The 25,692-nt window shown below is 68.9% G+C and carries 25 protein-coding genes and 1 pseudogene; 13 read left to right on the top strand and 13 right to left on the bottom strand.

From position 1 onward, the window contains the following. Nucleotides 1-274: 274 nt before the first annotated feature. From ACIPYQ_RS34135 to ACIPYQ_RS34115, 5 genes are all read left to right on the top strand, one after another. Nucleotides 275-3,142 (top strand): peroxidase family protein, encoded by a 2,868-nt coding sequence (locus ACIPYQ_RS34135; protein ID WP_401257959.1) that lies wholly within the window; start codon nt 275-277, stop codon nt 3,140-3,142. 13 nt (nt 3,143-3,155) lie between these two features. Next, nucleotides 3,156-4,529, top strand: a complete 1,374-nt coding sequence (locus tag ACIPYQ_RS34130; RefSeq protein WP_401257958.1) for a hypothetical protein — start codon at nt 3,156-3,158, stop codon at nt 4,527-4,529. A 10-nt stretch (nt 4,530-4,539) separates the two neighbouring features. Continuing rightward, on the top strand, nt 4,540-6,246 hold the full coding sequence (locus tag ACIPYQ_RS34125) for a thiamine pyrophosphate-binding protein (RefSeq protein ID WP_401257957.1): 1,707 nt from the start codon (nt 4,540-4,542) through the stop codon (nt 6,244-6,246). A 655-nt stretch (nt 6,247-6,901) separates the two neighbouring features. Further along, nucleotides 6,902-8,575 carry a cytochrome c oxidase subunit I gene (gene ctaD / locus ACIPYQ_RS34120; RefSeq protein WP_401257955.1) on the top strand — a complete coding sequence of 558 codons (1,674 nt, stop codon included), beginning with the start codon at nt 6,902-6,904 and terminating at the stop codon, nt 8,573-8,575. Beyond that, nucleotides 8,565-8,954: a cytochrome c oxidase subunit 4 gene (locus tag ACIPYQ_RS34115; RefSeq protein ID WP_327738986.1), complete on the top strand. Its 390-nt coding sequence runs from the start codon at nt 8,565-8,567 to the stop codon at nt 8,952-8,954. Before ctaD ends, ACIPYQ_RS34115 begins: the two co-directional genes overlap by 11 nt. Before the next feature lies 1 nt (nt 8,955). Here the strand turns inward: ACIPYQ_RS34115 and ACIPYQ_RS34110 are convergent, their stop codons facing one another. Both ACIPYQ_RS34110 and ACIPYQ_RS34105 read right to left on the bottom strand, forming a co-directional pair. Further along, nucleotides 8,956-10,548 (bottom strand): cytochrome bc complex cytochrome b subunit, encoded by a 1,593-nt coding sequence (locus ACIPYQ_RS34110; RefSeq protein ID WP_401257954.1) that lies wholly within the window; start codon nt 10,546-10,548, stop codon nt 8,956-8,958. A gap of 218 nt (nt 10,549-10,766) precedes the next feature. Continuing rightward, a complete protein-coding gene (locus ACIPYQ_RS34105) occupies nt 10,767-11,738 on the bottom strand; it encodes an HAD-IIA family hydrolase (RefSeq protein ID WP_401257952.1) in 972 nt (323 codons plus the stop codon). 18 nt (nt 11,739-11,756) lie between these two features. Between ACIPYQ_RS34105 and ACIPYQ_RS34100 the strand changes: the two are divergent. Both ACIPYQ_RS34100 and ACIPYQ_RS34095 read left to right on the top strand, forming a co-directional pair. After that, nucleotides 11,757-12,095, top strand: a pseudogene (locus ACIPYQ_RS34100) (alpha/beta fold hydrolase); the annotation flags it as partial. A gap of 457 nt (nt 12,096-12,552) precedes the next feature. Then, nucleotides 12,553-12,738 (top strand): hypothetical protein, encoded by a 186-nt coding sequence (locus tag ACIPYQ_RS34095; protein ID WP_401257951.1) that lies wholly within the window; start codon nt 12,553-12,555, stop codon nt 12,736-12,738. A gap of 566 nt (nt 12,739-13,304) precedes the next feature. On the opposite strand, the gene ACIPYQ_RS34090 is transcribed toward ACIPYQ_RS34095, so the two are convergent. The 6 genes from ACIPYQ_RS34090 to ACIPYQ_RS34065 all read right to left on the bottom strand — a co-directional run bounded on the left by ACIPYQ_RS34090 (nt 13,305) and on the right by ACIPYQ_RS34065 (nt 18,670). Beyond that, nucleotides 13,305-13,832 carry a hypothetical protein gene (locus ACIPYQ_RS34090; protein ID WP_401257950.1) on the bottom strand — a complete coding sequence of 176 codons (528 nt, stop codon included), beginning with the start codon at nt 13,830-13,832 and terminating at the stop codon, nt 13,305-13,307. A gap of 1 nt (nt 13,833) precedes the next feature. Further along, entirely contained in the window at nt 13,834-14,376 is a 543-nt protein-coding gene (locus ACIPYQ_RS34085) for a hypothetical protein (RefSeq protein WP_401257948.1), read from the bottom strand. Nucleotides 14,377-14,772: 396 nt separating this feature from the next. Then, complete coding sequence (locus ACIPYQ_RS34080) at nt 14,773-15,483, bottom strand: HAD family hydrolase (protein WP_401257947.1); 711 nt, start codon at nt 15,481-15,483, stop codon at nt 14,773-14,775. A gap of 53 nt (nt 15,484-15,536) precedes the next feature. Then, nucleotides 15,537-16,496, bottom strand: a complete 960-nt coding sequence (locus ACIPYQ_RS34075; protein WP_401257946.1) for an LLM class F420-dependent oxidoreductase — start codon at nt 16,494-16,496, stop codon at nt 15,537-15,539. A gap of 123 nt (nt 16,497-16,619) precedes the next feature. After that, nucleotides 16,620-17,108, bottom strand: coding sequence for a flavin reductase family protein (locus ACIPYQ_RS34070; protein WP_401257945.1), 489 nt, complete (start codon nt 17,106-17,108; stop codon nt 16,620-16,622). 194 nt (nt 17,109-17,302) lie between these two features. After that, on the bottom strand, nt 17,303-18,670 hold the full coding sequence (locus ACIPYQ_RS34065; protein WP_401257944.1) for a mycothione reductase: 1,368 nt from the start codon (nt 18,668-18,670) through the stop codon (nt 17,303-17,305). Nucleotides 18,671-19,316: 646 nt separating this feature from the next. Here ACIPYQ_RS34065 and ACIPYQ_RS34060 point away from each other — a divergent pair. Together ACIPYQ_RS34060 and ACIPYQ_RS34055 are read left to right on the top strand one after the other, a co-directional pair. Then, the gene (locus tag ACIPYQ_RS34060) at nt 19,317-19,607 is read left to right on the top strand and encodes a hypothetical protein (RefSeq protein ID WP_401257943.1); all 291 of its coding nucleotides are present in this window, start codon (nt 19,317-19,319) and stop codon (nt 19,605-19,607) included. Between the two features lie 101 nt (nt 19,608-19,708). Beyond that, on the top strand, nt 19,709-19,882 hold the full coding sequence (locus ACIPYQ_RS34055) for a CsbD family protein (protein ID WP_401257942.1): 174 nt from the start codon (nt 19,709-19,711) through the stop codon (nt 19,880-19,882). Nucleotides 19,883-20,114: 232 nt separating this feature from the next. On the opposite strand, the gene ACIPYQ_RS34050 is transcribed toward ACIPYQ_RS34055, so the two are convergent. From ACIPYQ_RS34050 to ACIPYQ_RS34035, 4 genes are all read right to left on the bottom strand, one after another. Continuing rightward, complete coding sequence (locus ACIPYQ_RS34050; protein ID WP_401257940.1) at nt 20,115-20,516, bottom strand: SsgA family sporulation/cell division regulator; 402 nt, start codon at nt 20,514-20,516, stop codon at nt 20,115-20,117. A 215-nt stretch (nt 20,517-20,731) separates the two neighbouring features. Next, nucleotides 20,732-21,181, bottom strand: a complete 450-nt coding sequence (locus tag ACIPYQ_RS34045; protein ID WP_401257939.1) for an SRPBCC family protein — start codon at nt 21,179-21,181, stop codon at nt 20,732-20,734. A 97-nt stretch (nt 21,182-21,278) separates the two neighbouring features. After that, a complete protein-coding gene (locus tag ACIPYQ_RS34040; protein ID WP_401257938.1) occupies nt 21,279-21,668 on the bottom strand; it encodes a hypothetical protein in 390 nt (129 codons plus the stop codon). Between the two features lie 262 nt (nt 21,669-21,930). After that, a complete protein-coding gene (locus tag ACIPYQ_RS34035; RefSeq protein ID WP_401257937.1) occupies nt 21,931-23,097 on the bottom strand; it encodes a glutamate--cysteine ligase in 1,167 nt (388 codons plus the stop codon). 391 nt (nt 23,098-23,488) lie between these two features. Between ACIPYQ_RS34035 and ACIPYQ_RS34030 the strand changes: the two genes are divergently transcribed. The 4 genes from ACIPYQ_RS34030 to ACIPYQ_RS34015 all read left to right on the top strand — a co-directional run bounded on the left by ACIPYQ_RS34030 (nt 23,489) and on the right by ACIPYQ_RS34015 (nt 25,285). Next, the gene (locus ACIPYQ_RS34030; RefSeq protein WP_401257936.1) at nt 23,489-24,229 is read left to right on the top strand and encodes a hypothetical protein; all 741 of its coding nucleotides are present in this window, start codon (nt 23,489-23,491) and stop codon (nt 24,227-24,229) included. 173 nt (nt 24,230-24,402) lie between these two features. Then, nucleotides 24,403-24,582 (top strand): hypothetical protein, encoded by a 180-nt coding sequence (locus tag ACIPYQ_RS34025; RefSeq protein ID WP_401257934.1) that lies wholly within the window; start codon nt 24,403-24,405, stop codon nt 24,580-24,582. Then, entirely contained in the window at nt 24,573-24,797 is a 225-nt protein-coding gene (locus ACIPYQ_RS34020; protein ID WP_401257933.1) for a hypothetical protein, read from the top strand. The genes ACIPYQ_RS34025 and ACIPYQ_RS34020 overlap by 10 nt, the downstream gene beginning before the upstream one ends. 62 nt (nt 24,798-24,859) lie before the next feature. Beyond that, nucleotides 24,860-25,285 (top strand): STAS domain-containing protein, encoded by a 426-nt coding sequence (locus tag ACIPYQ_RS34015; protein WP_401258126.1) that lies wholly within the window; start codon nt 24,860-24,862, stop codon nt 25,283-25,285. A gap of 325 nt (nt 25,286-25,610) precedes the next feature. Here the strand turns inward: ACIPYQ_RS34015 and ACIPYQ_RS34010 are convergent. After that, nucleotides 25,611-25,692 (bottom strand): alpha/beta fold hydrolase (locus tag ACIPYQ_RS34010; protein WP_401258124.1); only part of this gene is annotated, 82 nt, incomplete at its 5' end.

Here is a 25,692-nt window from a genome sequence, read left to right as displayed (position 1 = left end):
GCTCCCCCATGGCCTTGGCCAGGAACGGCAGGATCTGCTCCGGCCGGCGTTGATCGTGAGGCTCCGAAAAGCCCGCGTACGCCGACCGATCCGTTCCACACCTCGCGCGCACGGCTTCCTGATGTGCCGTTCGCAGACGACGAAGTCCGCGTACCCGGGCGCGCAGGACAGGCCGTCCCGGCGTTCGCCCGTCTGCCCGGCTCCGCACGACAGCGGCCCTGGGCTGGGGCAGCGTCGTGAGGAGTGCACGGAAATCCCCCGGGAAGAGGCTCGCATGGACGAGGTCGAACAGTACGAGCGCTACGCCGGCGGCAGCCCGGAGGCGGAGCGGCTGGTCTTCGAGCGGCTGGCGCGTGAGCTCCTGCGGGTGCAGCTCAAGGTGAGGAGGCGCAGCGGCGCCGCCGCTGTCGACCGCACCTTCCACGCCAAGGCGGTCCTCGGCGTGGAGAACGCCCGGCTGAGGTTCCGCGAGGACCTTCCCGAGGCCCTGCGGGCGGGTTTCGCCAGGCCCGGAGCCGAGTACCCGGTCACGGTCCGGCTGTCCAACGCGAGCGGGGTCCGACAGCCCGACTTCGCGCCAGATCTGCGCGGGGCGGCGCTGCGCGTCGAGGTGGGCCCCGGTGAGACCCACGATCTGCTGATGACGAGCTTCCCGGTCTCCCACGCCCGCGACGCGGGTGAGTTCGTCGCCTTCGCCAAGGCCATGGCAGGTGCCGACTCGCGGCTGCGCAAGGGATACGCCCTGTTCCTCAAGCTGCCCCTGGCGGTCGGCTGGCCCGCGGCCGCCCGTATGCGGCGCAACGTCGTCGCGGGAACCAGGCGCAGCGTACGCAGCCTGGCCCTGGAGACGTACTGGAGCCGCGGCGCGATCCTGTGGGGCGGCAGCGGACCGGTGCGCTATCAGCTGCGGCCCGCCGCGGACGCCCCGCCGGCCCCAGCCGCGTCGGGCACCGATCCCGACTACCTGCGGCGCGAGCTCTCCCAGCGGCTGCGTCAGGCGGACGTCGTCCTCGAGCTGTGCGTGCAGCGCTACGTAGACGCCCGGCGCACCCCCGTAGAGGACGGCGCGGCCGAGTGGCGGGAGGAGGTCACACCTGTCCTGCCGGTCGCCACCCTGACCATCCCGCGCCAGGACATCCACACCGCCGAAGCCCGCGCCTGCGCGTCGCGGGTCGACCTGCTGGCGTTCAACCCGTGGCACACCGCGGAGGGCTTCCGGCCCCTGGGCAACCTCAACCGTGCGCGCAAGGCCGCCTACGAGGCCAGCAGCGCCCACCGCCTGGGCCGGCGCTTCCTGACCGTCGAGCCACGGCGCAACGCCGTGCTCGGGGCACCGCTGCGGGCCGTCTTCCGCACCGTCAACCGCTTCGTCCCGTGGCACCGGCTGCCCACCCCGCTCGGACTGCTCAACCTCATGGCCTTCCGGCAGACGCTGCGCCGGCACAACCTCATCGACACCGAGGTCCACGAGGCTCCACCCGAAGCCGGTCCGGTGGAAGCCCCGCCCGAGGAGGAGCTGCTGATCAGGCGGAGTTACGACGGCTCGTACAACGATCTGTCGGCGCCGCGGATGGGCGCTGTCGGCGCGACCTTCGGCCGCACCATGCCGCCCGTTTACCGACCGGACCGATTCGACACCCCCAACCCGGTCACCGTCAGCAGGGAGCTGCTGCAGCGCGACGCGTTCATCCCCGCGACGTCGCTGAACGTCATCGCCGCGGCGTGGATCCAGTTCCAGGTGCACGACTGGGTCAACCACAGGAGGTTTCCGGTCGGCACCAGGAGCGTCGAGGTGCCGATGCCGCCCGGCGCCACCTGGCAGAACACCCCGGGCGGGACTCGGGAGAAGGTGATGCGCTTCGGCGAGGACGAGTCGGTGCTTCCACCCGGCGGCGGGCGGCCGCCGATCCTGTTCGCCAGCGGCGTCTCCCACTGGTGGGACGGTTCGGAGGTCTACGGCGGCGACCAGTCCGTTGCGATGTCCCTGCGTGAGCCTGATGGCGGCGCCGGACTGCGGCTGGAGGACGGACATCTGCCGAGCAGCCCGGACGGCCTCCCGATCACCGGGTTCAGCGACAACTGGTGGCTCGGCCTCAGCGCCGTGCACACCCTGTTCGCCCGTGAGCACAACGCGGTGTGCGAAGCCCTGCGGCACGAGTATCCGCACATGGGCGAGGACCGCGTGTACCACACGGCGCGGCTGATCGTCTCCGCCCTGATCGCCAAGATCCACACGGTCGAGTGGACTCCCGCGATCCTCGCCACCAAGACGCTCGACATCGGCATGAAGACCAACTGGCAGGGGCCGCCGAAGAAGTGGCTCGACCAGCTGGGCGTCTGGTTGCTGGAGGCGAACGGGCAGGGCGGCATTCCCAAGACCCTGCCCGACCACCACGGTGCCCCGTACTCCCTCACGGAGGAGTTCGTCACCGTCTACCGGATGCACCCGCTGATCCCCGATGACTACGAGTTCGTCGACCACCGGTTCGGCCGCAGGCTCGACACCCTGGGCTTCGACGACCTGCAGGGCGCCGCCGCGGAGCCGCTCATGCGCAAGACCGGTCTCGTGAACTCCCTGTACTCGCTGGGCATCGCCAACCCGGGAGCCATCACCCTGCACAACTTCCCGCGCGCACTCCAGACGTTCCGGCGGAACGGGGAGGTGATCGACCTGTCCGTGGTCGACCTGGTGCGCACACGACGCCGTGGCGTCCCGCGCTACAACGACTTCCGGGCCGGCCTGCACAAGCCGCGGATCCGGCGGTTCGAGGACCTCTCCTCCGATCCGGAGACGGTCGCACGACTGCGCGACGTCTACCGATCGGTGGACGACATCGACACCGTGGTGGGGCTTTTCGCCGAGAACCCGCCCGCGGGATTCGGCTTCAGCGACACCGCCTTCCGCGTCTTCATCCTGATGGCCAGCCGGCGGCTGCAGAGCGACCGTTTCCTCACGGTGGACTTCCGGCCGGAGATCTATACGCCGCTCGGCATGGACTGGATCGAACGGGGCGGCATGACCAGCGTCATCCTGCGGCACTGCCCCGAGCTGGCAAGCGTCCTGCCGCGCGCGGCCAGCGCGTTCGCGCCCTGGCGCCCGGTCCAGCCCGTCCGGAACAACACCGGCCCCGGCCGCGGCTGAACGGGAGAAGACCATGCCCTCACCCGACCGTGCCGGTCACCCCGGCCTGGAAGCCCTGCTCGCCCGTCCACTGCTGGAGACGGTCTTCAAGCGGCGCACCCACCGTGTCAGCAGAGGCGCCTCCGTGCCGGCCGGGTCGATGAGCCATCGGTCCCCGCACCGGCCAGAGCCGCTGGGCGAGCTGGAGGAGGCGGTCATCATCGCCCTCACCGGCTGCTCGGGGCTCACCATGCCCGACCGGCCCTTCGAGGACCCCCGCGATCACAAACCCATCATGTCCAAGCCCAACCTGAACATGGCGGGGCGGACCGCGGGCAGCCCGGACAACGCGCAGGCCACCCACTTCTTCATGATCAACGACAGTGGCACGTACTACCTGCGGAAGCTGCCCCCTTCCCCGGGGGATGCCTTCGACCCCGGCACACTGATCGAACGGGCGCGCCAGTCGAAGGTGCGGGTACTGGACCACCGGCTGGACGTCGCCGAGGGGATGCGCGACTTCCCGGCCTACCTCGACTCCAACCGGTTCCTGTCCAATCTCCCGGGCACCACGCTCTTCCTGCCGGTGGTCGACCTCTCCCATCAGTACATCAACGCGCTGATGTACCTGCTGACCCAGCCCGAGGGAGCGCGGCCCACGCTCGTCGACGACCGCAACTTCTACCGCCCGGCCGGGGTGCAGAAGTGGATCAAGAACGGCTTCCTCAACCCCGCCGTCAAACTGCCGCTCGGCGCCATGGGACCGATGCGTACCCAGGTCGAGGCCGATCTGCTGCTACAGAACATGATGCTGGTCGCGGACGCCATGGGACTCGGTGCCTGGATCCACGCGACGATCAGCCCCCAGATCATGCTGGGCGACCCGAAGTTCTCGCGGGCCTACGGCCGCATGCTGGGCTTCGACTTCGTCACCCCGAAGTTCCGTCCCGCCGACATCCTGCGCTGGCAGGTGCCACTGCCGAAATACGCCGCGCTGCGTGCCCACCCCGTGGGACTGCGGGCCGGCGGTGAACACCTCATCAAGGGTGCCTGCCCTCCCAACTACCCGTCGATGCAGGACGCCGTCGACTCGGTCATCCGGTCGAAGTTCGGGGAGGACGGCATCTACGCGGACAAGGAACTGTTCGCCCGCATCTACAAGAACGACTACGCGCAGCGCTATCTCGCCGAAGCCAGTGAGTACGACCAGCGGGTGATCGACTGCGCGCGGGACATCTGCGTGTACATCCACGAGACCCACGGGCGGTTTCCCGCGCACACCGACGCCATCCATGTGCCGGGCATCTGGCTGCAGGCACACCATGTCGAATCCGAATACTACGACCGGTTCTTCCAGGGCGGCCTGACCGAAGCTCACCGTCGGCACGCCTCGCACTGGGACGGCTGAGGGAGGCTCCATGCGCGTCTACGAGGCCATCGTCAAGGGGCTGGAAGGCATCGGGGTGCGAGCGGCCTTCGGCGGTGCCGGGGAGAACGCGGCCGGTCTGATGCTGGCGCTGAAGCATTCGCAGCAGATCCGGCCGGTCATCACGCGGCACGAGCAGGCCGCGTCATTCATGGCCTGTGGTTACGCCATGTACACCAACCAGTTGGGCTTCTGCTTCGCGACGGCCGGGCCCGGCGCCTTCAATCTGTTCTCGGGGCTGGCCGTAGCCATGTCGGACTCCTATCCGGTCCTCGCCGTCTCGGGATACGCGACGATGAAATGGCGCGGATGGGGCTCGCTCAACGAAACATCGGGCCTGAACCGCACACCCGACTCCCAGGCCATGTTCGCGGCCACGACCAAGAAGTCCTTCCTGCTCACCGATATCGCCGACACCTGCGATGTCCTTGAGGAGGCGGTCAACATCGCCTTCGAGGGAAGGCCCGGGCCCGTGCACATCCACGTGCCCGAGGATCTGACACACCGCGGGGTCGAGGTAACGAACTTCCGGCCGCTGAGGCTCGACGTGGCACCGGTCCTGCCCGACCCGGCACAGGTCGAGAAGATCGCGGCAGTACTGGCGGATGCCCTCGCGCAACGGAAGCAGATCGTCACGCTCGTCGGCTTCGGTGCGGTGCGGAGCGGGGCGGGACCTGAGATCAAGCGGCTGATCGAACGATTCCAGATCCCGCTGCTCACCACCTTGGACGGCAAGGGCATCGTGCCCGAGGGACATCCGCTCGCTGTCGGCGTCTTCGCCGACAGCGGCCACTCCAGTGCCTGGAAGGCCTTCCGCCAGGCCGACGTCGTGCTGTGCGTCGGCAACTCCCTCAATCAGCACGCCACGTTCAACTACCGCGAGGACCTCTTCGAGAACAAGGTGCTCATCCATGTGAACATCTCCGAGAGCGAATTCCACAAGGCCTACCGGCCCGACCACACGCTGTTGTCCGACGCACGTCCGGCCGTGGCCGCCCTGGTCGACGCCCTGGAGCAGAAGGTCGGCGAGGTGCCGCCGGTCGAGGTCGACGGCCGGGACTACGAGGCCCGGCACATCACCCACCTGACGGGAAAGATCCACCCCGGAGAACTCGCGCAGTCGATCGGCCGGATGCTCCCGCCGCAGGGGGTTCTGCTCGCTGACGCGGGGGCCCATCTGGCGTGGCTCGGGTATTACGTCGAGCTCGAGGAGGGGCAGAACTTCCGCAAGGCGGGCTCCTTCGGGCCGATGGCCGGACACGTCAATGGAGCCATCGGCCTGAAGGTCGCCCACCCCGAACGGACCGTTGTCGTCGGCTGCGGGGACGGATGCTACTCGCTGTCCGGTTTCGAGCTGATGACTGCCGTCGAGAACGACATCCCCGTCATCTGGGTCATCTTCAACGACGGGCAGTTCAAGCTGATCAAGCTCTTCCAAATCGTGACCTACGGCGAGTCCGGGCTCGTCGAATTCCAGAACCCGGACTTCGCCTCGTACGCCCGTGCGTGCGGCGCCGACGGCTACCAAGTGGAGACGCTCGAAGAATTCGAGGATGCGTTCCGCGCGGCACTGGCCTCCGGTCGGCCCACGATCATCGACGCCAAGATCACGCGATGGGCTGTGCCGCACTACAGCCCGTCACCCGACGGCGTGATCGACGGTCTCGTCGAGACCATCGAAGCACGCTTCCGGGACTGACAGCCCTTCGGCACGGGCAGCCGACGCGGAGGAGATCGCCCAGCTCAAGGCCGACGCCGAGGCGCTGGTGGCCCGGTGCGGGCCGGGGACCTCATCTCGGGCAGAGCCGACGAGTCGCGCCTCGTGCCAAGGCGGCCGTGCGGACGGGGATCAGGGGTTCCAGCGCCACCTCCGGCCCCGCGAGGTGATCGGATACGCGATGGCGGGGGACCACCCCCGCACCTGGCTCATCGACGACGCGCGCACAGCCCGCTGACCACGGGTACCACAGCGCCCAGGACGACCCCCCGCTCAACAGTTCCTGAACGTGACGAACGTATCGGGGCCGACTTCTGCAGACCTACTGGGGGGAACCGTGAGATTCCGGCCCCTCACCACAGCGGGTACGTGGGTTCGCACCAATCTGCCGTTTGACGGTACGCCCGTTCATCGACGCGCAAGGCGTTGCAGACCGCCGGGAAGTACCGCTTCTTCACGAACGTGCAGGTCTTCACCGACGCCGGCACGGTACCGGGCTGGAGAGGCAGTTGCGGAGCGTTGAGCACGGCAGCCGGGGTACCTGACCGGGGTACCCCGGCGCGCCACCGTTTCGCAGGACGCCACAGCCTGTAGGGGAAGGGTGGCAGGCGCGGCGGCGAGGCTTTCTGGAGGACGGATGACGTCGGTGGACCGTTCACCGGAAGAGGCACTACCTGACGACCGGACCGGGCCGAGGACCGCGCGGCGGACCGGCCAAGGCTCCGCCGTCCTGGGGTGGCTCTCGACCACCGACCACAAGGTGATCGGCAACCTCTACCTGGTGACGGCCTTCGCCTTCTTCCTCTTCGCCGGCGTGCTGGCCATGCTCATGCGCGCCGAACTCGCCCGCCCCGGGCTGCAGATCATTTCGAACCAGCAGTACAACGAAGCATTCACCATCCACGCCACGATCATGATGCTGCTGTTCGCCACCCCGACCTTCACCGGATTCGCCAACGCCATCATGCCGTTGCAGATCGGCGCGCCGGATGTCGCGTTTCCCCGGCTCAATGCCTTCACCTACTGGGTATACCTGTTCGGGGGCCTCCTGGTGGTCTCCGGCTTCCTGACCGCGGACGGAGCGGCTTCCTTCGGATGGTTCGCCTACGCACCACTGAACGGCGCCCGGTACTCCCCGGGAACAGGCCCCGACCTGTGGGCCATGGGGCTGGCCGTCTCGGGCCTGAGCACAATCCTGGGATCGGTGAACTTCATCACCACCATCGTCTGCCTGCGCGCCCCCGGCATGACCTTGTTCCGCATGCCGATCTTCACCTGGAACGTGCTGTTCACTTCGATTCTGGCGCTCCTGGCCTTTCCGGTCCTCACAGCGGCACTACTCGTCCTGGAGGCGGACAGGAAATTCGGTGCGCATGTCTTCGATCCGGCCAATGGCGGCGCTCTGCTGTGGCAGCACCTGTTCTGGTTCTTCGGGCATCCGGAGGTTTACATCGTGGCCCTGCCGTTCTTCGGGGTGGTGAGCGAGATCCTCCCCGTCTTCAGCCGGAAGCCGATGTTCGGCTACGTGTCCCTGATCGGTGCCACGATCGCCATCACCGGACTGTCCGCGACCGTGTGGGCGCACCACATGTTCGCGACGGGCGCCGTTCTGCTGCCCTTCTTCTCCCTGCTGTCCTTCCTGATCGCCGTACCGACCGGCGTGAAGTTCTTCAACTGGATCGGGACGATGTGGAAGGGATCGCTCTCCTTCGAGACACCGATGCTGTGGTCCATCGGCTTCCTCGTCACCTTCCTCCTCGGCGGCCTGACGGGTGTTCTGGTGGCGTCACCGCCGCTGGACTTCCACCTGACGGACAGCTATTTCGTCGTCGCCCATCTTCATTACGTCCTCTTCGGCACCATCGTCTTCGCCACCTTTGGCGGCTTCTACTTCTGGTGGCCCAAGCTGACCGGGCGGATGCTGGACGAGCGGCTCGGCAGAATCCACTTCTGGACCCTGTTCATCGGCTTCCAGACCACCTTCCTGGTCCAGCACTGGCTCGGCGAAGCCGGCATGCCGCGCCGGTACGCGAACTACCTCGCGAGCGACGGCTTCACGCTCCTCAACACGGTCTCCACCCTCGGGTCCTTCCTCCTGGGCCTGTCGACGCTGCCCTTCCTCTACAACGTCTGGAAGACCCTCCGCTACGGCGAGCGGGTCACCGTCGACGACCCCTGGGGATGGGGCCGCTCCCTGGAGTGGGCGACGAGCTGCCCGCCACCGCGGCACAACTTCCACGTCCTGCCCCGGATCCGCTCGGAATCCCCCGCCTTCGACCTGCACCACCCGGAGGTGCCCCGTGAAAGGTGAGGCCTGGCTCTTCACCGGCACGGCCCTGTTCTTCGCGGCGACCGCCATCGTCTACGGCTGGTTCTCCCGGGAGCCGGCGGGCAGCGCCGCACTCTGCGTCTCCTTCGTCATGGCGAGCCTCGTCGCCGCGTACCTCTGGCGCCAGTACCGGCGCGGCGGAGAGCGGCCGGAGGACCGTAAGGAGGCCGAGGTACAAGAGGCCGGCGGCCGGCATGCCTTCTTCCCGGCCCGCAGCTACTTTCCCGTACTGACAGCCGCGGGCAGCGCGCTGATCGGCCTGGGGGTGGTCCAGGGCCTGTGGCTGTGCCTCATCGGCTTCGGCGTCCTGCTGCCGGGGGTCCTGGGATTCGCCTTCCAGAACCTCGGCCACGAAGAGTAGTTCAGCCGTCGTCGGTGGACCCGTGAGCATCCGGTCCCGCGGTGGTCGCGTCGATCTTCCGGCGCTGTTCTGCGGTCGTGGGGTAGACGATACGGTCCTGGTAGTACCAGGCGCTGATCGCCGACCGTGCTCTGTCCAGCCGGCGGCGCATGCCACGATGGCCGGCGTCGGCATCGTCGTCGACGGGGCGCAGCGGCCACGGCCGCTCCCTGGCGAGCACCGCGTACCGCTCGACGGCCGTGAGAGCCCGGTGCTGCGGGTGGAAGCCGCCCTCGGCGCTCTGACGCACCAGGCCGGACGCCTCCCCCTCGTCCAGCAGTCGGCGCTCTCGCGACTGGAGAGCCAGGCACAGCCGCCGGGTGAGCCAGAAGACGGTCACCGGTACCGCGAAGAACCCGATGCGCAGCACCCAGGTGAGTGCGTGCACGGGCACGTCGAAGACGAAGGCGAGGATGTCCTGGCCCCCGGCGAGGAGCAGCACGGCGTAGCAGGAGAGTGCCGCCACACCCAGGGCTGTGCGGACAGGCCGGTCACGCGGACGGTCGCACAGATGCCGCTCCCCCGGCGCTCCGGTGATCCAGCGTTCGAAGAAGGGGTAGGCGTAGAGAAGCGCGAAGAGGATGCCGGGCAGGACTACCGCCGTCAGCAGGGGGTTCCACATGATCGTATGCCCCCACAGGCGTGTTTCCACACCGGGCATCAGCCGCAGCGCCCCCTCCAGGAACCCGACGTACCAGTCGGGCTGGGCACCGGTGGAGACCACGTCGGCGCGGTAGGGGCCATAGGTCCAGATGGGGTTGATCTGCGCGACGGCTCCCAGGACGGCCATCAGTCCGAAGACGGTGAAGAACAGTCCGGCGGACTTGGCCACGTACTGAGGGAAGAAGGGCAGGCCCACTACGTTGCGGCCGGTCCGGCCGGGCCCCGGCCAGTGCGTGTGCTTCAGGGTGAAGACGAGGAGGATGTGCACCGTGATCAGGCCCAGGAGCAGGCCGGGGACCAGCAGGATGTGCACAGGGTAGAGGCGGGACACGATGTCTTCCCCGGGGTACTCGCCGCCGAAGACGAAGAAGCTCAGATAGGTGCCTGCGAGCGGGATCGACAGCGTGATCCCCTGGGCGATCCGCAGTCCGGTGCCGGACAGCAAGTCGTCGGGCAGGGAATATCCCGTGAAGCCTTCCAGTAGTGCCAGCAGGAACAGTGTCACGCCCACCAGCCAGTTGGCTTCGCGGGGCCGGCGGAAGGCCCCGGTGAAGAACACGCGGAGCATGTGTGCACCGATGGCGGCGAGGAAGAGCAGGGCGGCCCAGTGATGGATCTGACGGATCATCAGCCCGCCCCGTACATCGAAGCTGATCCTCAGTGTGGAGAGGTAGGCCTGCGACATGAGCACGCCGCGCAGCGGCTCGTAGGAACCCTGATAGGGCGTCTCCCGCATCGACGGATCGAAGAAGAGGGTCAGGAACACACCGGTCAGCAACAGCACGATGAAGCTGTACAGCGCCAGCTCGCCCAGCAGGAACGACCAGTGGTCGGGAAAGACCTTGCGCACGACCGACCGGGCCAGTTCCGACAGCGGCAGCCGCGCGTCCAAGCCGTCGGCCCCCCGCACCACCGCACGCCGTGCCGTGTTCCTCGGCCGCACTTCTCGCCTCGAACCCGGCACCGGCCCGCACCTCCTGTACGAACCCTCGCTACTGGGTCAAGCAAGTCATCCGGAGTGTGCACACAAAACTACCGACAGCCACCATTCACTATCAATTTAGACACGGCGTCGGACGGCTCCGCTCGGCGGGATCGCCGCCCGTTGCGTCACTCCCGGCGCCCGAGCCGTTCCAACAGCGCGGGAAGGTCGGCGAAGGAGTCGAGGACGTGGTCCGGTATGCCGTCGGCCGCCCGGTGCGTCTCGGGCAGGTACTTGCCGGTCCTGACGAGTACGCCGGTGATTCCGCCGCGCTGGGCCGCCAGCACGTCGGATTCGATGTCGTCGCCCACCATGAGCGCTTCGGACGGGGTGGCACCCATGTGCGTGAGGGCGGAAGCGAAGAACGCTTCAGCGGGTTTGCCGGTGATCTCCGCCTCGACTCGGGCGGCCCGTTCCAGCCCCAGGAGGAAGGCCCCGGTGTCGAGGTCGAGGCCCGCGGCGGTGCGCCAGTACAGATTCCGGTGCATGGCAACGAGGCGAGCACCATGCTGCAGATGCCGGAAAGCCCGGTTGAGGGCTTCGTAGCTGAATCCTCCACCCGCGCCACCGAAGACGACCACATCCGCGGCGACACCCGCTGCATCCGATTCCGCTTCCTCGACGATCGGCACGCCCGCGAGATCGTCACGGACGTCACCGGTGTTGACCAGCAGGCAGCGCGCGCCCGGGTAGTGCTCCCGCAGGTATGCGGCGGTGGCGGCGGGTGCGGTGAGGATGTCGTCGACGCCGACGGGGAATCCCGCCCCGGCCAGTTTCGCGGCGATCGAGGCACGGGTCCGCGAGGTGTTGTTGGTGACCAGCGCCAGCGGGATTCCCTCGGCGCGGAGCTGCCGCATGGCCTCTACGGAGCCGGGCAGCGGCTTCCAGGACACCGTGAGCACGCCGTCGATGTCGATCAGGACCGCTCCGATTCGTTCCATACGACAGACCGTCCCCGACTTGCGCAGAAGCCGCAAATGGGGTTGTTGCGGAATAGGTGCGCACAGGGTTTCCGACTCCTCTGTGTTTGAGGGTGACCCACCGTGATGTTCACTGATCGCGCGGACGCGGGACAGCGCCTTGCCGAAGCACTCCGTCACCTGGAGGGGGTGAATCCTGGCCGCCCCGACCTCGCCGGGCCATGGCTCGCCGACGTACGGGCGCCCACACTCCTCATCGTGGGCGGCCACGACACGACGGTGCTCGACCTCAACGAGCACGCCCAGCGGGAGCTGCGCTGCGAGAACCGGCTCGCCATCGTCCCCGGCACCACGCATCTTTGCGAGGAGCCGGGAGCACTGGACGAAGTCGAGACCGGGCCATTCACGGACCGGCACTTCACCACCCGGCTCGGATTCGGTCGATCTGGCTGGTCAGGGAAGGTACGAACCGCGTACCACCAGCAGACGAAGAACATGCTGGTCTCCTACTCCCCGAAGAAGCTCGGCTTCTTCTAGAGGCCCGCAAGAAGGCGCCTGACCTGGGCTTTTGCCCGTCAGGTGCCTTCCGTGCACCCCTCTCACAGCGAGGACCGATTCATGCACCCCATCCCGGTCTCTCCCACCGTCATCCCACCGCTGAGCAGCGGTTCCGGACCAGTCACGGACCAGATCTGGTGATCATCCTTCTGCAACAGTCTCACCGGCACGTCGGTTCCACTCCTGCAGGGACTGCTCAACGAGCCGGTTGGAGTGCTCCTGGACGCCGGCCCGGAACAGGCGACCTCGACCACGCCCCGACGCCACTGCGGACAGCAATCGAGCCACCTGTGTCGGGTTGGGAACGCCAGCCGGGTCTACCTCTTCGTTGGCCTCCGGGGCGGAGCACCGAACCCCATTCAGCGGGTTCTCGGCGAAGTAGCCTTCCTCAAGAGCGGTTCCGAGGACCTCGCTCAGAGCCGCTCGCTTGCGCCTCTTGGTTTTCGCCGAGGGCAGCCTGCCCGTCGAGCTTTCGACTCATCGCGTCAAGCGCCCGACGCAAGACATCGACTTCGGCGAGGGAGCTGACAGGTACGAGTTCTTCCTCATCCAGCAGATGGCCCCCTTCCACTCCTCCGGCGGCTGCGTTCCCCATGCCTTCTTGTTGAACGCCCACGAGTAGAGCGCACGCCGAAGAATGCGCGGCTCAGGAGAGGAGGCCCCGGGGCGTGCGAGTGCGGGTGTAATGGTGGCCAGCGCGTCTGCCAACGTGCGTCGGGTTTTGCCCTGGGTGCGATCCCGGCGCCGGTCGATGTACTCGTGGGCCGGGTCGTACCAGGTGGTCCGCGGGGCCCCGCGTGCGCTCGCGCGCCGGCGGGTGGCCCGTACCGTCCTCGTGCATCCCAGTGACCTCGGCCCTGTGTCGCGCGATGAAGTTCCCCGCGAAACCGCGAGCTGCTTGGGCAGAGCAGGCACCTGGCAGGCACCCACTCCGCCGGGCTTCAGCGCGAGCACAAGTTGGGCTGTCGACCGCACGGCGCAGTCCGCCGAGCCCCTCGGGCCAGGTGGTCAGAGACCGGCGAACTGCCACTCAATCCACCTGGCGCCCCATCGAAATGAGCGTCACGAGCGTCATTTCAGCGTCAAGATATCGCCTGTAACGCCCACAACGCACACATCGTCGGCCCAGCCACCGGCTGGCCCGGTCCACACTGCGACGAGCCGGGTTCGGCCGCGTGCCGACGCAAGTCAGGTGTTCAGGAGGCGGTTGAAGAACGAGCGGTAGTGTTGCAGCGCTAGCCGCAGGTCTTCGGTCGCGACCTGCTCGCCCTGACCCCACTGCTCCTCCAACCCCTGCTTGTGGGCGGAGAAGCTACGGGCAAGGGTCTGCATCACTTCGGCGACCAGTGCGTCCGCCGACCTGACTGCCTCCTGCGGGTCGTCGACAAACCGGCCCTGTATCTCGCTCCATGCCTTGTGGTACTCCGCGGTGTCCTCGGCACCCAGCAGCGGCTCGTCGGCGCCGGCGTGCGCCGGGTCGGCCTCCGATCCGCGATCCGTCGGGAGTTCCTCCCCGCTTTCACGCGTCTCGCGCTCCTCGGCAGCCGCGTCCCTGGTGGCCTCCCCGGGGTACAGTGGCGGCGTCCGTCCCGGCGCCGTCGCACCGCCGGATTCGGCGTCCGTACCGGCCTCCGAAGCCGATACCGGATGGGCGATGTCCTCTGTCGTGATGCCGGCGTCGCCGGCTCGTTCGTCGCTGCTTGCGTGGTTCTGCATCTCACCGGCTCCTCTGGTCACTCAGTAGGTCGTCGAACAGGGCGCGGTAGTGCACCATCGCCCCTCGGAGTTCCTCCGTTGTCGTCTGTTGATCAGCGCTGCGGACCTTGACGTCGTGGGCGGCCCGGTAGTGCTCCAGAGTGCGGCCGTGTTCGACCGAGAGGTCACGCAGCTGACCGCGGTAGTCGTCTGTGGGGTATCCCCGCTCGCGCATGAGTCGCGACACCAGTTCGTCGGCCTCCTCCACTGAGCCTTCCGGTCGGTCGACGAAATGCTCTTGGACGCTGCTCCATTCGACGGCGTACCGGTCTCGCCGTTCGGGAGGCAGCTCCTTGATCTCAAGCTTGTCGTGGCGTTCCTCGCGGGCCCGTAGCTCGCGTTCGGCGGCACGGCGGCCGCCCTCCGCCTCGACCGTGCGGTCGTACTCCGGTCCGAACTGGTTCTGCAGACGCCGTCGGCGCGCCGCCATCCACAATCCGACCACGAGCGCGATCACGACAACCGCTGCAATGGCAATGACGGCTATGAGCGTGCTGTTTGACATGTTGGCCTCCGTTCCCGGGTTTCGCTTCCTCCGGTCAGGTCCATCGCCGGGCTGTCAATCCGGAGGTTCTGACACAGGCGGCCGTTCGGTGGGAGACGGCGGCTCCGCGGGCCGATCGGCTTGGTGCGACCTGTCCCCGGGGCCGGTGGGGTGCGGGTCGCGGGGTACCGGATCTGGTCCTTCCGGAGTGGGCCCGGGGCCTTCGGGTTCCGGCTCGGTGGACAGTTCCATGCAGCTCACCTCGTCGCACAGAGTGTTCTCGTATGCCTTGCGCCTACCCGGCCGGTCACGGCTCAAGCAGAGTGAATCGGCGGCGATGCGCCCCGTGCTGTCCTGGCCCGCGTCACATGCCGGCCGACGTACTGCCGGGTGCCGGCGCGGCTGCCGGATGCGGGCTCATTCGCCGGGCTCGCGTCCACGGGTCGGGCTGGGATCGGCGCTGTCGGAGTTGTCTGCGAACGGGCTGATGTCGAGGCGCGCGAGCAGGTCGGCGGGGTGCCGGTAGACGGCTCGGGCCCCGGCCTCTTCGAGGTCGCGCCGCGGGATGCCGCCGCAGAGCAGTCCCACGCACGCGACATCGGCGCGGGTGCCCGCCCGCATGTCCCAGACGGTGTCGCCGACGAGTACGGAGCCGCGCGCGGGTGCGTCGGCGAGGTCGAGGGCGTGGTGCACAGGTTCCGGTGCGGGCTTGCCCTCGCTCACGTCGTCGGAGCTCGCCGTCGCGGTGATGGCGTCGTCGGCATCGACGGCCCGCCTGAGGGCGTCGAGCTCGGCGTCCTTCGCGGAGGTCACGAGCACGACCCGCCACCCCCGTCGGTCGAGCTCGTGCAGCAGGTCGGCTGCGGCGTCCAGCGGTGGGAGCCGGTCGAAGTAGGTGCCGTAGAGGGTGGTGTGGGCGGCACTCAGCGTGTCGTCCTCGCTCGTGTCCCGATCCTTGCCCAGCAGATGCGCGAGGAGGTCCTCGCCGGGAAGTCCGATCGCCCGGTGGATGTCGTGCATCGCGACGTCGTGGCCCGCCTGCCGCAAGGCCTCCCACCAGCAGACGACATGCAGGTGATTGGTATCGGCCAGGGTGCCGTCGACATCGAACAAAGCGGCACGGTTCATGTCCGCCTCCCGCAGGGCTCTGCACCCGGGCTCGCGCCTGAGCTCGGCCGTTCTCACAGCTCCCGCAGCGCCGGCAGCAGCTTCGTCTCGGACCAGTCCAGGAAGGACTCCTGCTGGTCGCCGCCGATCTGGATCAGGGCGATCTCGGTGAATCCGGCGTCGGCGTAGGGGCGTACCGCGTCGACGAAGGCGTCCACGTCGTCGCCGCAAGGGATGGAATCTGCGACGTCCTCGGTTCTGGTGTGCTGCGAGGCCTGCGCGAAGCTCGCGGGGCCAGGGAGTTCCGCGTTGACCTTCCAGCCGCCGAGCGCCCAGCGGAACTGGTCGTGCGCCCGGGCCACCGCCGCGTCGCGGTCGTAGGAGACCGGGAGCTGGCCCACTCGTGGTTTGGCGGAGCCTCCGTACGCGCCGAACGCGGTCAGCAGCTCCTTCCTCGGTTCGGTGGCGACGAGCAGGTCGCCGTAGCGGCCCGCGATCTCGCAGGAGCGGTCTCCGGAGACCGCGATCCCGATGGGAGGCGGATCGTCGGGGAGGTCCCAGAGTCTGGCGTTCTCGACGTCGAAGTGAGCGCCGTGGTGGCTGACGAACCCGCCGGCGAACAGGGAGCGGATGATCCCCACGGCTTCCTCGAGCATGTCCAGCCGGACGTGGGCGGCGGGCCAGCCCGCGCCGACGATGTGCTCGTTGAGATTCTCACCTGAGCCCAGGCCCAGCCGGAAACGCCCCTGGGACAAGAGCTGCATCGTCGCCGCCTTCTGGGCGATCACCGCAGGGTGGTAGCGGAAGGTCGGGCAGGTCACGTACGTCATGAGCGGGATTCGGGAGGTGGCCTGCGCGGCGGCGCCCAGGACGCTCCACGCGTAGGGCGCGTGCCCTTGTGCTTCCAGCCAGGGGAAGGAGTGGTCAGAGATGACGGAGAAGTCGAATCCTGCACGCTCCGCCGCCACCACGTGGTCGACCAAGTCCCGCGGGCCGGCCTGCTCGGTCATCATCGTGTACCCGATTCCCACCATGCCGGGCGCCTTACCGCTCCGGCGAGCTCGAAACGTGCCGGCTCGACCGGGCGGGCGGGGCCGCGGCTCGTGGTCGATCCGGCGGAGCACGCCGGTACCGGTCCACAGCCCCCGTCCGTAGCCTCAAGCCGGGTGTCCGGGCTCAATGTCCCCCAGCTCCCGGTACCGGAGCAAGGGAGGCGGCGGGCCCTCGGACGGCGGGCACACCGCTACGGGCGCCAGGAGGAAGCCCACGTGGTCGCCGCCCTCGATACGCCCCTCGATCCGGCCGGTGAACCACGTTGAAACCTGCTCCAGTACCGGACTGCCTGCTTCGCCCGGCCGCCAGCCGACCCGTGCGAACTTGTCCACCCGGTCGCCAGTCTCCTCTCCGAAGAGCTCCGCGAGCACCCGGTCGTGCCGGTGGAGCAGGTGGACGGTGAGGTACTCCGCCTCGCGCGCGACGCGGTAAGTGTGGTTGGCGACGGACAGCCAGACAACGAACCTCGGCGGATCGATGGAGCACTGCGAGGCGAATCCCACCAAGCAGCCCGCCCGCTCGCCGCCGGAGGCGGCCGTCACCACGTACATCGGGCCGTCAAGCACGTCGGTCAAGGGGTCCAGCTCCGTCACGGCGCCTCCTCGTGCTCCGGATGGTCGAGTGTCCCGTCAGGCGGCTGCCCCAAGCGTCGGCGAGGAACCAGACGTGGCTCGAGCCGCGGCCGGACCGGGCAGGCGCGGAATGTGCGCGGCAGAGGACCGCACGGGAAACGCCCGCGACGGGGCGTTGGGCCGACCGCTGAACTCCCTCCGCTCGCGGGCGGGGCTCACAGGCGGAGGTCGAGGAGTGCCTTCTCCACGACCTCGGTGAGCGCGGGGTGGATCCAGTACGGGGACTTGGCGAGGGTGACGGCGTCGATGCCCATCGTCGCCGCCAGGACGAGGGGCTGGATGAGAGTAGGGGCTTGCGGGCCCATCAGGTGGGCGCCGAGGAGCCGGCCGGTACCGGGCTCGGCGAGCACTTTGCAGAAGCCGGTGGTGTCCTCCATCGCCCAGCCGTGGGCGATATCGCTATAACTGGCCATGCCCGCCCGGTAGTCCAGCCCCTTCTCGCGGCAGTCCTGCTCAGTGGCGCCGACGGAGGCGATCTGCGGCTGGGTGAATACCGCCGCCGGCACCAGGCCGTGGTCGGCTGAGATCAGGCCGTCCGGGTTGCGGAGGTTGTGCGAGACCACCTCCGCCTCACGGTTGGCCACGTGCTTGAGTGGCACCGGCGAGCAGATGTCACCGAGCGCGAACACGCCTGCCGCGGTCGTGCGTTGGTGTTCGTCGACGATCACCCGGCCGTCGTCGTGGGTGGCGATACCGGCCGCTTCAAGGTTCAGCCGGTCGCTGTTCGGGGCACGGCCCACGGCGACGAGCAGCATGTCCGCCTCGACCGTCGATCCGTCGTCCAGGGTCAGCCGGAGCCCGCCCGGCCGACCGCCGACCGCCGTGACCTCCCTGCCGAGCCTGAGATCGTAGCGGTTGCGGACCAGCTCGGTGAACCGCTCCGCAACCGTCTCGTCCTGCGGGCCCAGCAAGCGCTCCTCCTTCTCCACGATGGTGATGGAGCTTCCCGCCTCGGCGAACACTTCAGCCAGCTCCGCAGCGATGTAGCCCCCGCCGAGGATCGCCAGGTGCCGGGGCGGAGCCTCGATACGCATCACGGTGTCGGACGTCTCGTACGGCAGGCCTGCCTCCGTGACGGGCCCGGGGACCAGGGGGCGACCGCCCGCCGCGATGACGATCTGCCCCGCGCTGACGTCGAGGGCTCCGTCCGCCCGGTCGATCCGCAGGGCCCGTGGGCCGGTGAACCTTGCCCTGCCCTCGTACACAGTGACCGCGTCGTCTGCCATACGGCTCCTTCGACCGCTGTCCCGTTCAGCGTCCAGCCGCCCGAAGACCCGGTCGCGGGCTTCGCGCCACCGCACCGCTCTCAGCTCGGCGTCCACGTCGTACGCTCCGGCTTCCCGGACGGTGCGGGCGACGTGCGCGGTGTAGGCGAGCATCTTGCTCGGAATGCATCCGGCGTTCAGGCAGGTTCCGCCGAACCAGCGCTCCTCGACGATGGCCACGTCCAGATCGGCGAACGAGTCGTCGACAACGGCGTTGCCGGATCCCGCACCGATGACGACAAGATCGTGGTGACGCATCCGGCCAGCCTACGAGGGCAATGCCAAGCCGGCGCGCTGGCTTCCGACTGTGGCGAGCAGGGGGCGCTGGCGCGCGCGGTCCACGTAGCGGCCGTACCCGAGGGCAAGATCCAGGTCGGCCATGAGGTCCGCGAAGGGCTTCGCGTGGATGCGGTCGGCGCGACCGGCGCCGAACTGATGCGCCCGGTGAACCGGGGGTGCGGGGCGACCTCCCTGAGGTGTTGGCCGCCCGCGGGCAGGTGCGTGACCGCCCGCGTCAACGGCTGCTCCCACATGGACGGCCTGGTTCACACTGACGTCAGCGGTCCTCGGAGTCCGCCCGCCGAGGGTCATCCCGGTAGATCTGCTCCTCACGGCCGATGCCCGGACGGTGGCGCTTGGCACGGTGACCCCCGGCATTCGCGTCGGCATTCGCGTCGGCATCCGCTCTGCCCGAACACCGCACGACGGCATCATCCGCCTGCTGCCTGGCCTCAGGGTCACCGCTCTCGCCCACAGCCTCGGACGGCGTGGCCCGCGGAAGACGGCTGGGCTTCGCGTCTGCCATGGTGTCCTCCCTCGATGGTGTGTGTCTCCAGCGACTACCCCGCCCCGTGGGACACCATGACCGAGCCGCTGTGCGGCTCGGTCTGGAAGGCACCGACCGATGCGTTCGGTTGCCGTGCGGGGGTTTCGCCTGACGGAGAACGTGTGGGCCTACCGCGTCGGCGTCGACTATCTGGCGGGCGATCTCACCGGTTACGGGGTCGAGGCGCTCGACGGCAGCATCGGCAAGGTCGACAAGCACTCCGACGAGGTCACTGATGCCTATCTGGTCGTCGACACCGGTGTGTGGATCCTTGGCAAAGAGGACGAGAACCTCGGGAACGCCAACCACCGCGAAGCCCTCGGCACGCACTACCTCTCCGGCATGCCGTTCGGCGTCCCGCCCGCCTGACCTCGTGCCGGAAGTGGTCTCGCGGCGTACGTTTGCCAGTCGCGATAGCGGTCAGACGCGAAGAGCAAGGGTAGTTCCCGAGCCCCAGGGAGTGATCAGCTGTGTCGAAGGACGAGAAGGCCCGAGCCAAGGCCGAGCAGGCCAAGGGCAAGCTCAAGGAGAAGGCCGGCCGCCTGGTGGGCAATGAGGAACTGACTGCCGAAGGCCGCGCCGAAGGGGCGAAGGGCGATGCCCGCCAGGCCAAGGAAAAGATCAAGGACGTCTTCAAGCGGTGACCTTGCGGCGCCGCAGATGTGCCTCGGTCCCGAACCCGTTGGGGTTCGGGACCGAGGCACATCCGTACGAACCGACCGGCACGGAGGGGAGAGAGACTGACCGGTCCCTCGGTCTCTGGGGCCATCTCCCGGTTCCCGCAGCTGGGGCAACGTCGGAGAGCGACGTCGTGCCGCCCTTGCACCCGGTCTGCCGCGCCCACGCTCACGAACAGGCACCCTGATTGCCGGCGTGTCAGCGGGCCAGGAACTCGTCGAGGAGCCTGTCGAGGTCGAGGAACTCCTCCCCCGCGCCGGTGACGGCGTACGTCTGCTCCAGAAAGCCAGTGAGAGCGCGGGCCGCCACGAAGAGCACGGCGTTCCCTTGACCCTCCGCGCCGGGGCCCCGCAAAGCAACGCGGAGTTCGTCAGCGCCGGCTGTCCCGCAGGGGCTGAAGGTGACGTCTCCCTCGCCCACCGGGCGATGCAGTCCCTCGGCAAGCATCTGCCGGTCGAAGTGCCAACAGGCCAGGACTATGGGGCCGTCAAAGAACGTGACCTGGACCACGTACGGATCTTCGCCGTCATACGAGAGGCGGGCCAGGAGCGGCACACGGCCCCTCGCCGCGTCGAGGCGGACAACGGTCTGAGCAGACACACAGGACATCGACAGGCCTCCGGGGTGGGCTGCACGGTGACACTCGTCTGCCCCGCTTCCCCCTTGACACACTGGTGCGATCGAGGGAACGGCCGGGAAGACCGCACGGTTCGAAGGCCTTTGGTACCCAGAGCGGTCCCTCGGTCCGGCCCCTGACCCGGCGCCGGGCCCGCACCGACACAGTGTCGGCCGCACGCGCGCCGATCACCACCGCGTCAGGCAGGGCGGGTCTCCGCGTGACCGTGTTCCACGATCCTGGCCAGGCGGGCCAGCATCCCTCGGTGCCGGAGCTGGAGCAGGGCTTCCATGGCGTTGTGAAGGGTCGCGCCCACGCCGCGCAGGGGGTGGTCGTCGCAGACGACGAGGGTCTCCTCGCCCCAGGGCCGGAGCTGAAGGAAGATCCTCACGGTGCCCAGCGACTTGAACGACGCCTCCAGTTCCAGCTCCCGGCCGGTTTCCCGGTGGCGTACGGTCGTCACCCCTTCGGCCGACCAGGGGCCCAGCTGCACGGTGTAGCGGAGCCGGGATCCGACCTCCGGCCAGAGCTGATCGAGCGGCGTCGACTCGGAGGGTCCCACCACCCACTCCCCGTACAGGGTCGGCTCGGCGAGCACCTGCCACACTGCCTGCGGGGACCGGTGAATCAGCCGATTACGGACGGCCATGGAGGAAGCCCTTCTACCGGAAGGGAGAGCTGCACCACGAGGAACTACAGGCGCCCTCTGGCGAGCCGTACGGGAGACACATCACGCCCAGGCTGCGCTACCCGCGGCCGCGCTTGCCGGGCGGCTCCTGAGGGTCCACGCCCGTCGAGGCGGAAGCGTCCTTCGTTCCGCTGGGACGCTGCGACCGGCCCCGGGGGCCCAGGTCGTGCATGCCCTTCTCCCCAGAGCCCTTGCTCTGGTCCTCCCCGCGTGCTCCCCTGCTCTTCACCGGTTTGCCGTGGGGGTTTCCGGCCTCTTCCTTGGAAACCGTCCGGCCGGGCCCCTTGTCCGGAGCGTACTCGTCCGGGTGGAAGGAACGGCGGGCACTCGGGTTCTCCTGCTGACGGGTCTCGTCCACGTCCGGCGACCAGCCGTGCTGCTTGGTGCCCTCGTGGCGACTCGGGCCCTTGCCGTGGGCGGGCTGGGACGGTCTCGGCTGCTTCGTCATTGGCCTGGCCTGCTGTCCGCCTCGGGATGGGCGCACGGGTACAAGCGCCTCTACCGCTGGTCCTGCCATCGTCCCACCGTTCGCGGAAGTGGTCGCGCCGGGCTCCGGAGGGCTCAGCCCGCTTCTCGGGTCGGGGAACAGCTTTCACGTCCTGGCAGAACGTTCAGGATATGAAGGCTGCGGTGGCGCAGCGGGACCATGGACCCGATGTAGACCAGGCCCACGGGCGCTCTGCCTTTGTCCGAATCGTGGTAAGGCCGTGTCAGTCGGCGGCGGTGGCGCGGACCAGTTCGCTCACGACGTCACCCAGGCGCCCCCGCCGCAGGTACGCGGCGCGCTGACGGGCAGCCCCGCCCCCGGAGCTCCGCACTCGGTGGAACAACTCGTCCGCGAGCTCGAGGTCTCCCGCAGCTGCCAGCCCAGGCGCGGCACGGGCCAGGAGCCGCTCCGTCAGTGTCAGGGCCGGTACGTACTCCTCTCGCGCGGGATCGAGGCCTTCGCCCGCCAGCCCGTGCCGGGCGGCGAGCCGGTGGGCAGCGTGCAGGAGTCCGGCGGGCAGGTCGGGCGGCGGCCGCCCGTCCTCGATCTCGGGCAGCAACGCGGTGGCCAGGCCTCGCACCAGGGCGGTGAGCAGCAGCACCACGTCGAGGTCGGCGTTCACGTCGCAGACCCGGATCTCCAGTGTCGGTACGTGCTCGGAGGGGCGCGCGTACCAGTAGATCATCCGGCGGTCCAGGAGGGTGCCGGTCTTCACCAGGTGGCCTGCGAGGCGCTCGTAGCCGACTTCGTCGAGGAGGGGCGCGGGCCCCACGCCGGGCCAGCGCGCGTGTTCGAGAGATCGCCGGCTCGCCCACCCGCTGTCCCGTCCGAGGGAGAAGGGCGAGTTGGCGGCGAGGGCCTGAAGTGCCGACAGCCAGGGGCGCATGTGGTTGGCCAGCGCGAGGGCTTGAGCGTGTCCGGTCACCCCGACGTGGATGTGGCAGCCGCACACCATCCCGTCGTACGACCCGACCAGGGAGGGCCACCGGGCGGCCATCCGCCCGTACCGCTCTCCCGGGGTCACGGTCGGCGGGCTCCCCGGTGGGATCACGGGAGTGCCGGTCGCCACGAGCAGGCATCCCTCACTGGCTGCCACCTCGCCCATCACCTTACGCAGTAGGGCCAGTTCGGACCTCAGCTCCACCAGATCCGGCGTGGGCCGGGTGCACACCTCGACCTGCGCGGTGAAGAACTCCGCCTGCACCTGTTCGCCCAGGGCCGCGGTCGCGGCTTTCACCACACAGGGACCGCGGGCCACGGGTAGTCCCGCTCGCCGGTCCACGAGCAGGAACTCCTCCTCCACCCCCACCGTCAGACTGCGTCTGCCCTGCGGCAGGGTTGTACGTGCACGATCTATACCGCAGACCGGGGCGATCACCATCGAAGACATGAAGGAGCCCTTCGTCGAGCGAGCCAGAACAGGCCAGAGCTGGTTCTCCCGCAGCACCTCGCGCCTACCCCACTGCTCGGCCGCCAGTCACTGCGGAGCTGCCTCCCTTCGTTTCGCTGATCGAGGAGGACCGGCAGATCCTGCCCGGACTGATCGGTCTGCCGGAGTCCTGGGCGACGAGCCGGGTACTGCCACGGTCGCACTCGCTCTGCTGGTACGTGGTGGCCTCCGGGCAGCCCCTCATCGTGCCCGACGCCCGTGCCGACGACCGGCTCCGTACCCACCTCGCCGTCACGGCTCTCGGGGTCGTCGCGTATGCCGGAATGCCGCGGCCTGCTCTTCCGAGCCGCGCCTGCGCATCCTGTCGTCACAGAGCCGGTCCGCACAGAAGGTGCTGGAGACCGCACGGGCCGCCGCCGAGCGCGCCCGTAACGACGCGCAGCGCATGGAACAGGTGGCCCAGGCTGGATTGGACCATGCCGAGCTGCTGCTGCGAGCGTCGGAGGAGCTGGCCCAGACGTCCGGACTGGAGGACGTCCGACGTCGCTGCGGGACCTCTTCGTCGGCGTCGGGAAACCCTCGTACGTCGGCCTGCTCGTCGCCGACAAGGACGAACTGCACCGGGTTGCCGACCCGGACATCGAGCACTGTGGAACAGGAGGTCCTCACGCTGCCCGTGAACGCGGCGTTCGCCAGCACTCGGGCCATGCGGGAACGGCGGGCGGTCTTCGTGCCCGACCGTGAGGCGCTCGTCGCCGAATACAGCCCCGAGGCGGTCGGCTTCTTCGACCGCATGGGCTTCTCCACCGTGCTGTGCCTGCCGCTCTGGGGCAGCCGCGTCCGGTTCCATCGCGTACGACGCCTCGCCCCTACCACCAGCCTCACCCGGCGGCGTGCCCGAAGGACTCATGGTCACGGCGGGCGACACACCGGTCACGACATGCGCGCCGCAACGATCACGGGCCAGATCCGCAGCATGCTGCGGCAGGCCGCCATCGCACAACTCGTCGCCCTGCTCGCTCGCCACGGCGACCGTCCGCTGGCCGAACTGCTCCGCCAAGTCAGTAGCCGGCTGCCCGACCCGGCTCCCGGAGACGACGACGTGGTGGTGCTTGCCCTGCCCGTTCCCTGATGGCGCTACCAGTAGTGCCGGCGGCCGCCTACGGCAGCATGACCAGAACGATCCCAGTGGTCCACAGGATCGAAATTCCCCTCAGGAATCCGATGATCAGGAGAATTCCGCTGCGGAGGAGCATGACGTCTCCGTTTTGGCTTGACGGGTCACAACGGGGGTAGGCGCCAGCCTTGTCCGGCGGCTCGTCCAGGCCCATCCTCGGACTCATCATTCTGATCGCCGCCATCGTCGTCGGCCTGGCCGGAATCCTCGGCAATACCGGCGCGGGGCACGATCTCGGCATCGGCGGCGATTTCTCGATTTTCGGCTATCACGCCACTGGTTCGACCGGGTGGCCCTCGTGGGCCTGACGCTGGTCGTGATCGGCGCTCGCCGGTCGGCCCGTCGCTCCGCGCAGGCTCGACGGGAACTCGGCGCGTCGCGCCGTGAGGCCGTCGCTGTCGACCGCGAGCGCGACGAGCCGGTCCAGCAGCGCGACGACGTCCGCGCCGACACCAGCGCTCCGGTGGCCGACACCCGCCGCAGCCGAGGACACTGGTTCGGCCACCGAGCCGCGCCCCGCTGACGTCAGCGCTCCCCCGCGGGCAACTACCCTGACCCGCAGAGCGTCGGGGAGAGGCGGTGCCGATGCGATTCCCCTTCCGCTCCCGATCCTCCCGGGCCACGCGCCTGCGGCACGGCCGACGGCCGACCTACGGTTCCTGGCTGGCGAGCACGCTCGGCGGGACGGGCGTTACTCAATCGCCCGACCATGGGGACGGCGTTCTTGTCCTCGTCCTCGCCGGGGAGTTCGACAGCGGAACCATGCCCCGGTTCCGCAGGGCCTTGGCTGACGCCCAATCGGCACGGACCGTGCGGACGATCATCGACGTGTCTGGAGTCGTCTACGCAGACTCCGCTCTGATCCGGCTCCTCGTGCAGGCGCATCACCGGCTCCCCCGGTTCACGGTCGCGGGTCCTCTTCCACCTCAGCTGCGCCGACTCCTGGTGCTCAGTGGGGCTGCGGCGATCCTGCGCATCACGCCGGACGTCGAAACCGCGCGACGGCCCTGAGACCGAGGCGCCCCTTCCCCCTTCCGTGACCCGACGCTCGCTCCTCACCCCTCACCGGCCAGGCGGCACCGTCCGCAATGCGCTGCGCCCCTCGTCTCCCGTCCCGTCCCCTCCGCCTTCTGGCGGCGCGGCTTCGGCACACCGGCGGATGTAGGTGACGGCCTCGTCGCCGGGGATGGTGTGTCGCCAGACGCGGCAGGCCAGGGGGATCCTCCTTCCGCGATGGTCCGGCTACGGCGTAGCCGGACCTCTGGGTGTTCTGCTGTCACTCGCACAGGCGAAGAGGTACTTCTTCGTCCGGGGCCGGGGGTGCGGCGCGTCTGGTTCAGCCCTGGAGGGTGGTGAGCCAGTCGGTCAGCAGGCGGTTGACCTCGTTCGGGCGTTCCTGCTGGATCCAGTGGCCGCAG

This window comes from Streptomyces sp. NPDC090045, from assembly GCF_044747975.1.
Taxonomy (GTDB): domain Bacteria; phylum Actinomycetota; class Actinomycetes; order Streptomycetales; family Streptomycetaceae; genus Streptomyces.
The sequence above is the reverse complement of the archived record's forward strand: the minus strand, read 5'-3'. Positions and strand labels throughout refer to the sequence as shown.

Excerpts from the sequence above, each read along its gene's own strand:
- ACIPYQ_RS34135 (WP_401257959.1), top strand. The coding sequence starts at position 275 with ATGGACGAGGTCGAACAGTACGAGCGCTACGCCGGCGGCAGCCCGGAG.
- ACIPYQ_RS34130 (WP_401257958.1), top strand. The coding sequence starts at position 3,156 with ATGCCCTCACCCGACCGTGCCGGTCACCCCGGCCTGGAAGCCCTGCTC.
- ACIPYQ_RS34125 (WP_401257957.1), top strand. The coding sequence starts at position 4,540 with ATGCGCGTCTACGAGGCCATCGTCAAGGGGCTGGAAGGCATCGGGGTG.
- ctaD (WP_401257955.1), top strand. The coding sequence starts at position 6,902 with ATGACGTCGGTGGACCGTTCACCGGAAGAGGCACTACCTGACGACCGG.
- ACIPYQ_RS34090 (WP_401257950.1), bottom strand. The coding sequence starts at position 13,832 with ATGCAGAACCACGCAAGCAGCGACGAACGAGCCGGCGACGCCGGCATC.
- ACIPYQ_RS34085 (WP_401257948.1), bottom strand. The coding sequence starts at position 14,376 with ATGTCAAACAGCACGCTCATAGCCGTCATTGCCATTGCAGCGGTTGTC.
- ACIPYQ_RS34080 (WP_401257947.1), bottom strand. The coding sequence starts at position 15,483 with ATGAACCGTGCCGCTTTGTTCGATGTCGACGGCACCCTGGCCGATACC.
- ACIPYQ_RS34075 (WP_401257946.1), bottom strand. The coding sequence starts at position 16,496 with ATGGTGGGAATCGGGTACACGATGATGACCGAGCAGGCCGGCCCGCGG.
- ACIPYQ_RS34065 (WP_401257944.1), bottom strand. The coding sequence starts at position 18,670 with ATGCGTCACCACGATCTTGTCGTCATCGGTGCGGGATCCGGCAACGCC.
- ACIPYQ_RS34060 (WP_401257943.1), top strand. The coding sequence starts at position 19,317 with ATGCGTTCGGTTGCCGTGCGGGGGTTTCGCCTGACGGAGAACGTGTGG.
- ACIPYQ_RS34045 (WP_401257939.1), bottom strand. The coding sequence starts at position 21,181 with ATGGCCGTCCGTAATCGGCTGATTCACCGGTCCCCGCAGGCAGTGTGG.
- ACIPYQ_RS34040 (WP_401257938.1), bottom strand. The coding sequence starts at position 21,668 with ATGACGAAGCAGCCGAGACCGTCCCAGCCCGCCCACGGCAAGGGCCCG.
- ACIPYQ_RS34035 (WP_401257937.1), bottom strand. The coding sequence starts at position 23,097 with ATGTCTTCGATGGTGATCGCCCCGGTCTGCGGTATAGATCGTGCACGT.
- ACIPYQ_RS34015 (WP_401258126.1), top strand. The coding sequence starts at position 24,860 with ATGCGATTCCCCTTCCGCTCCCGATCCTCCCGGGCCACGCGCCTGCGG.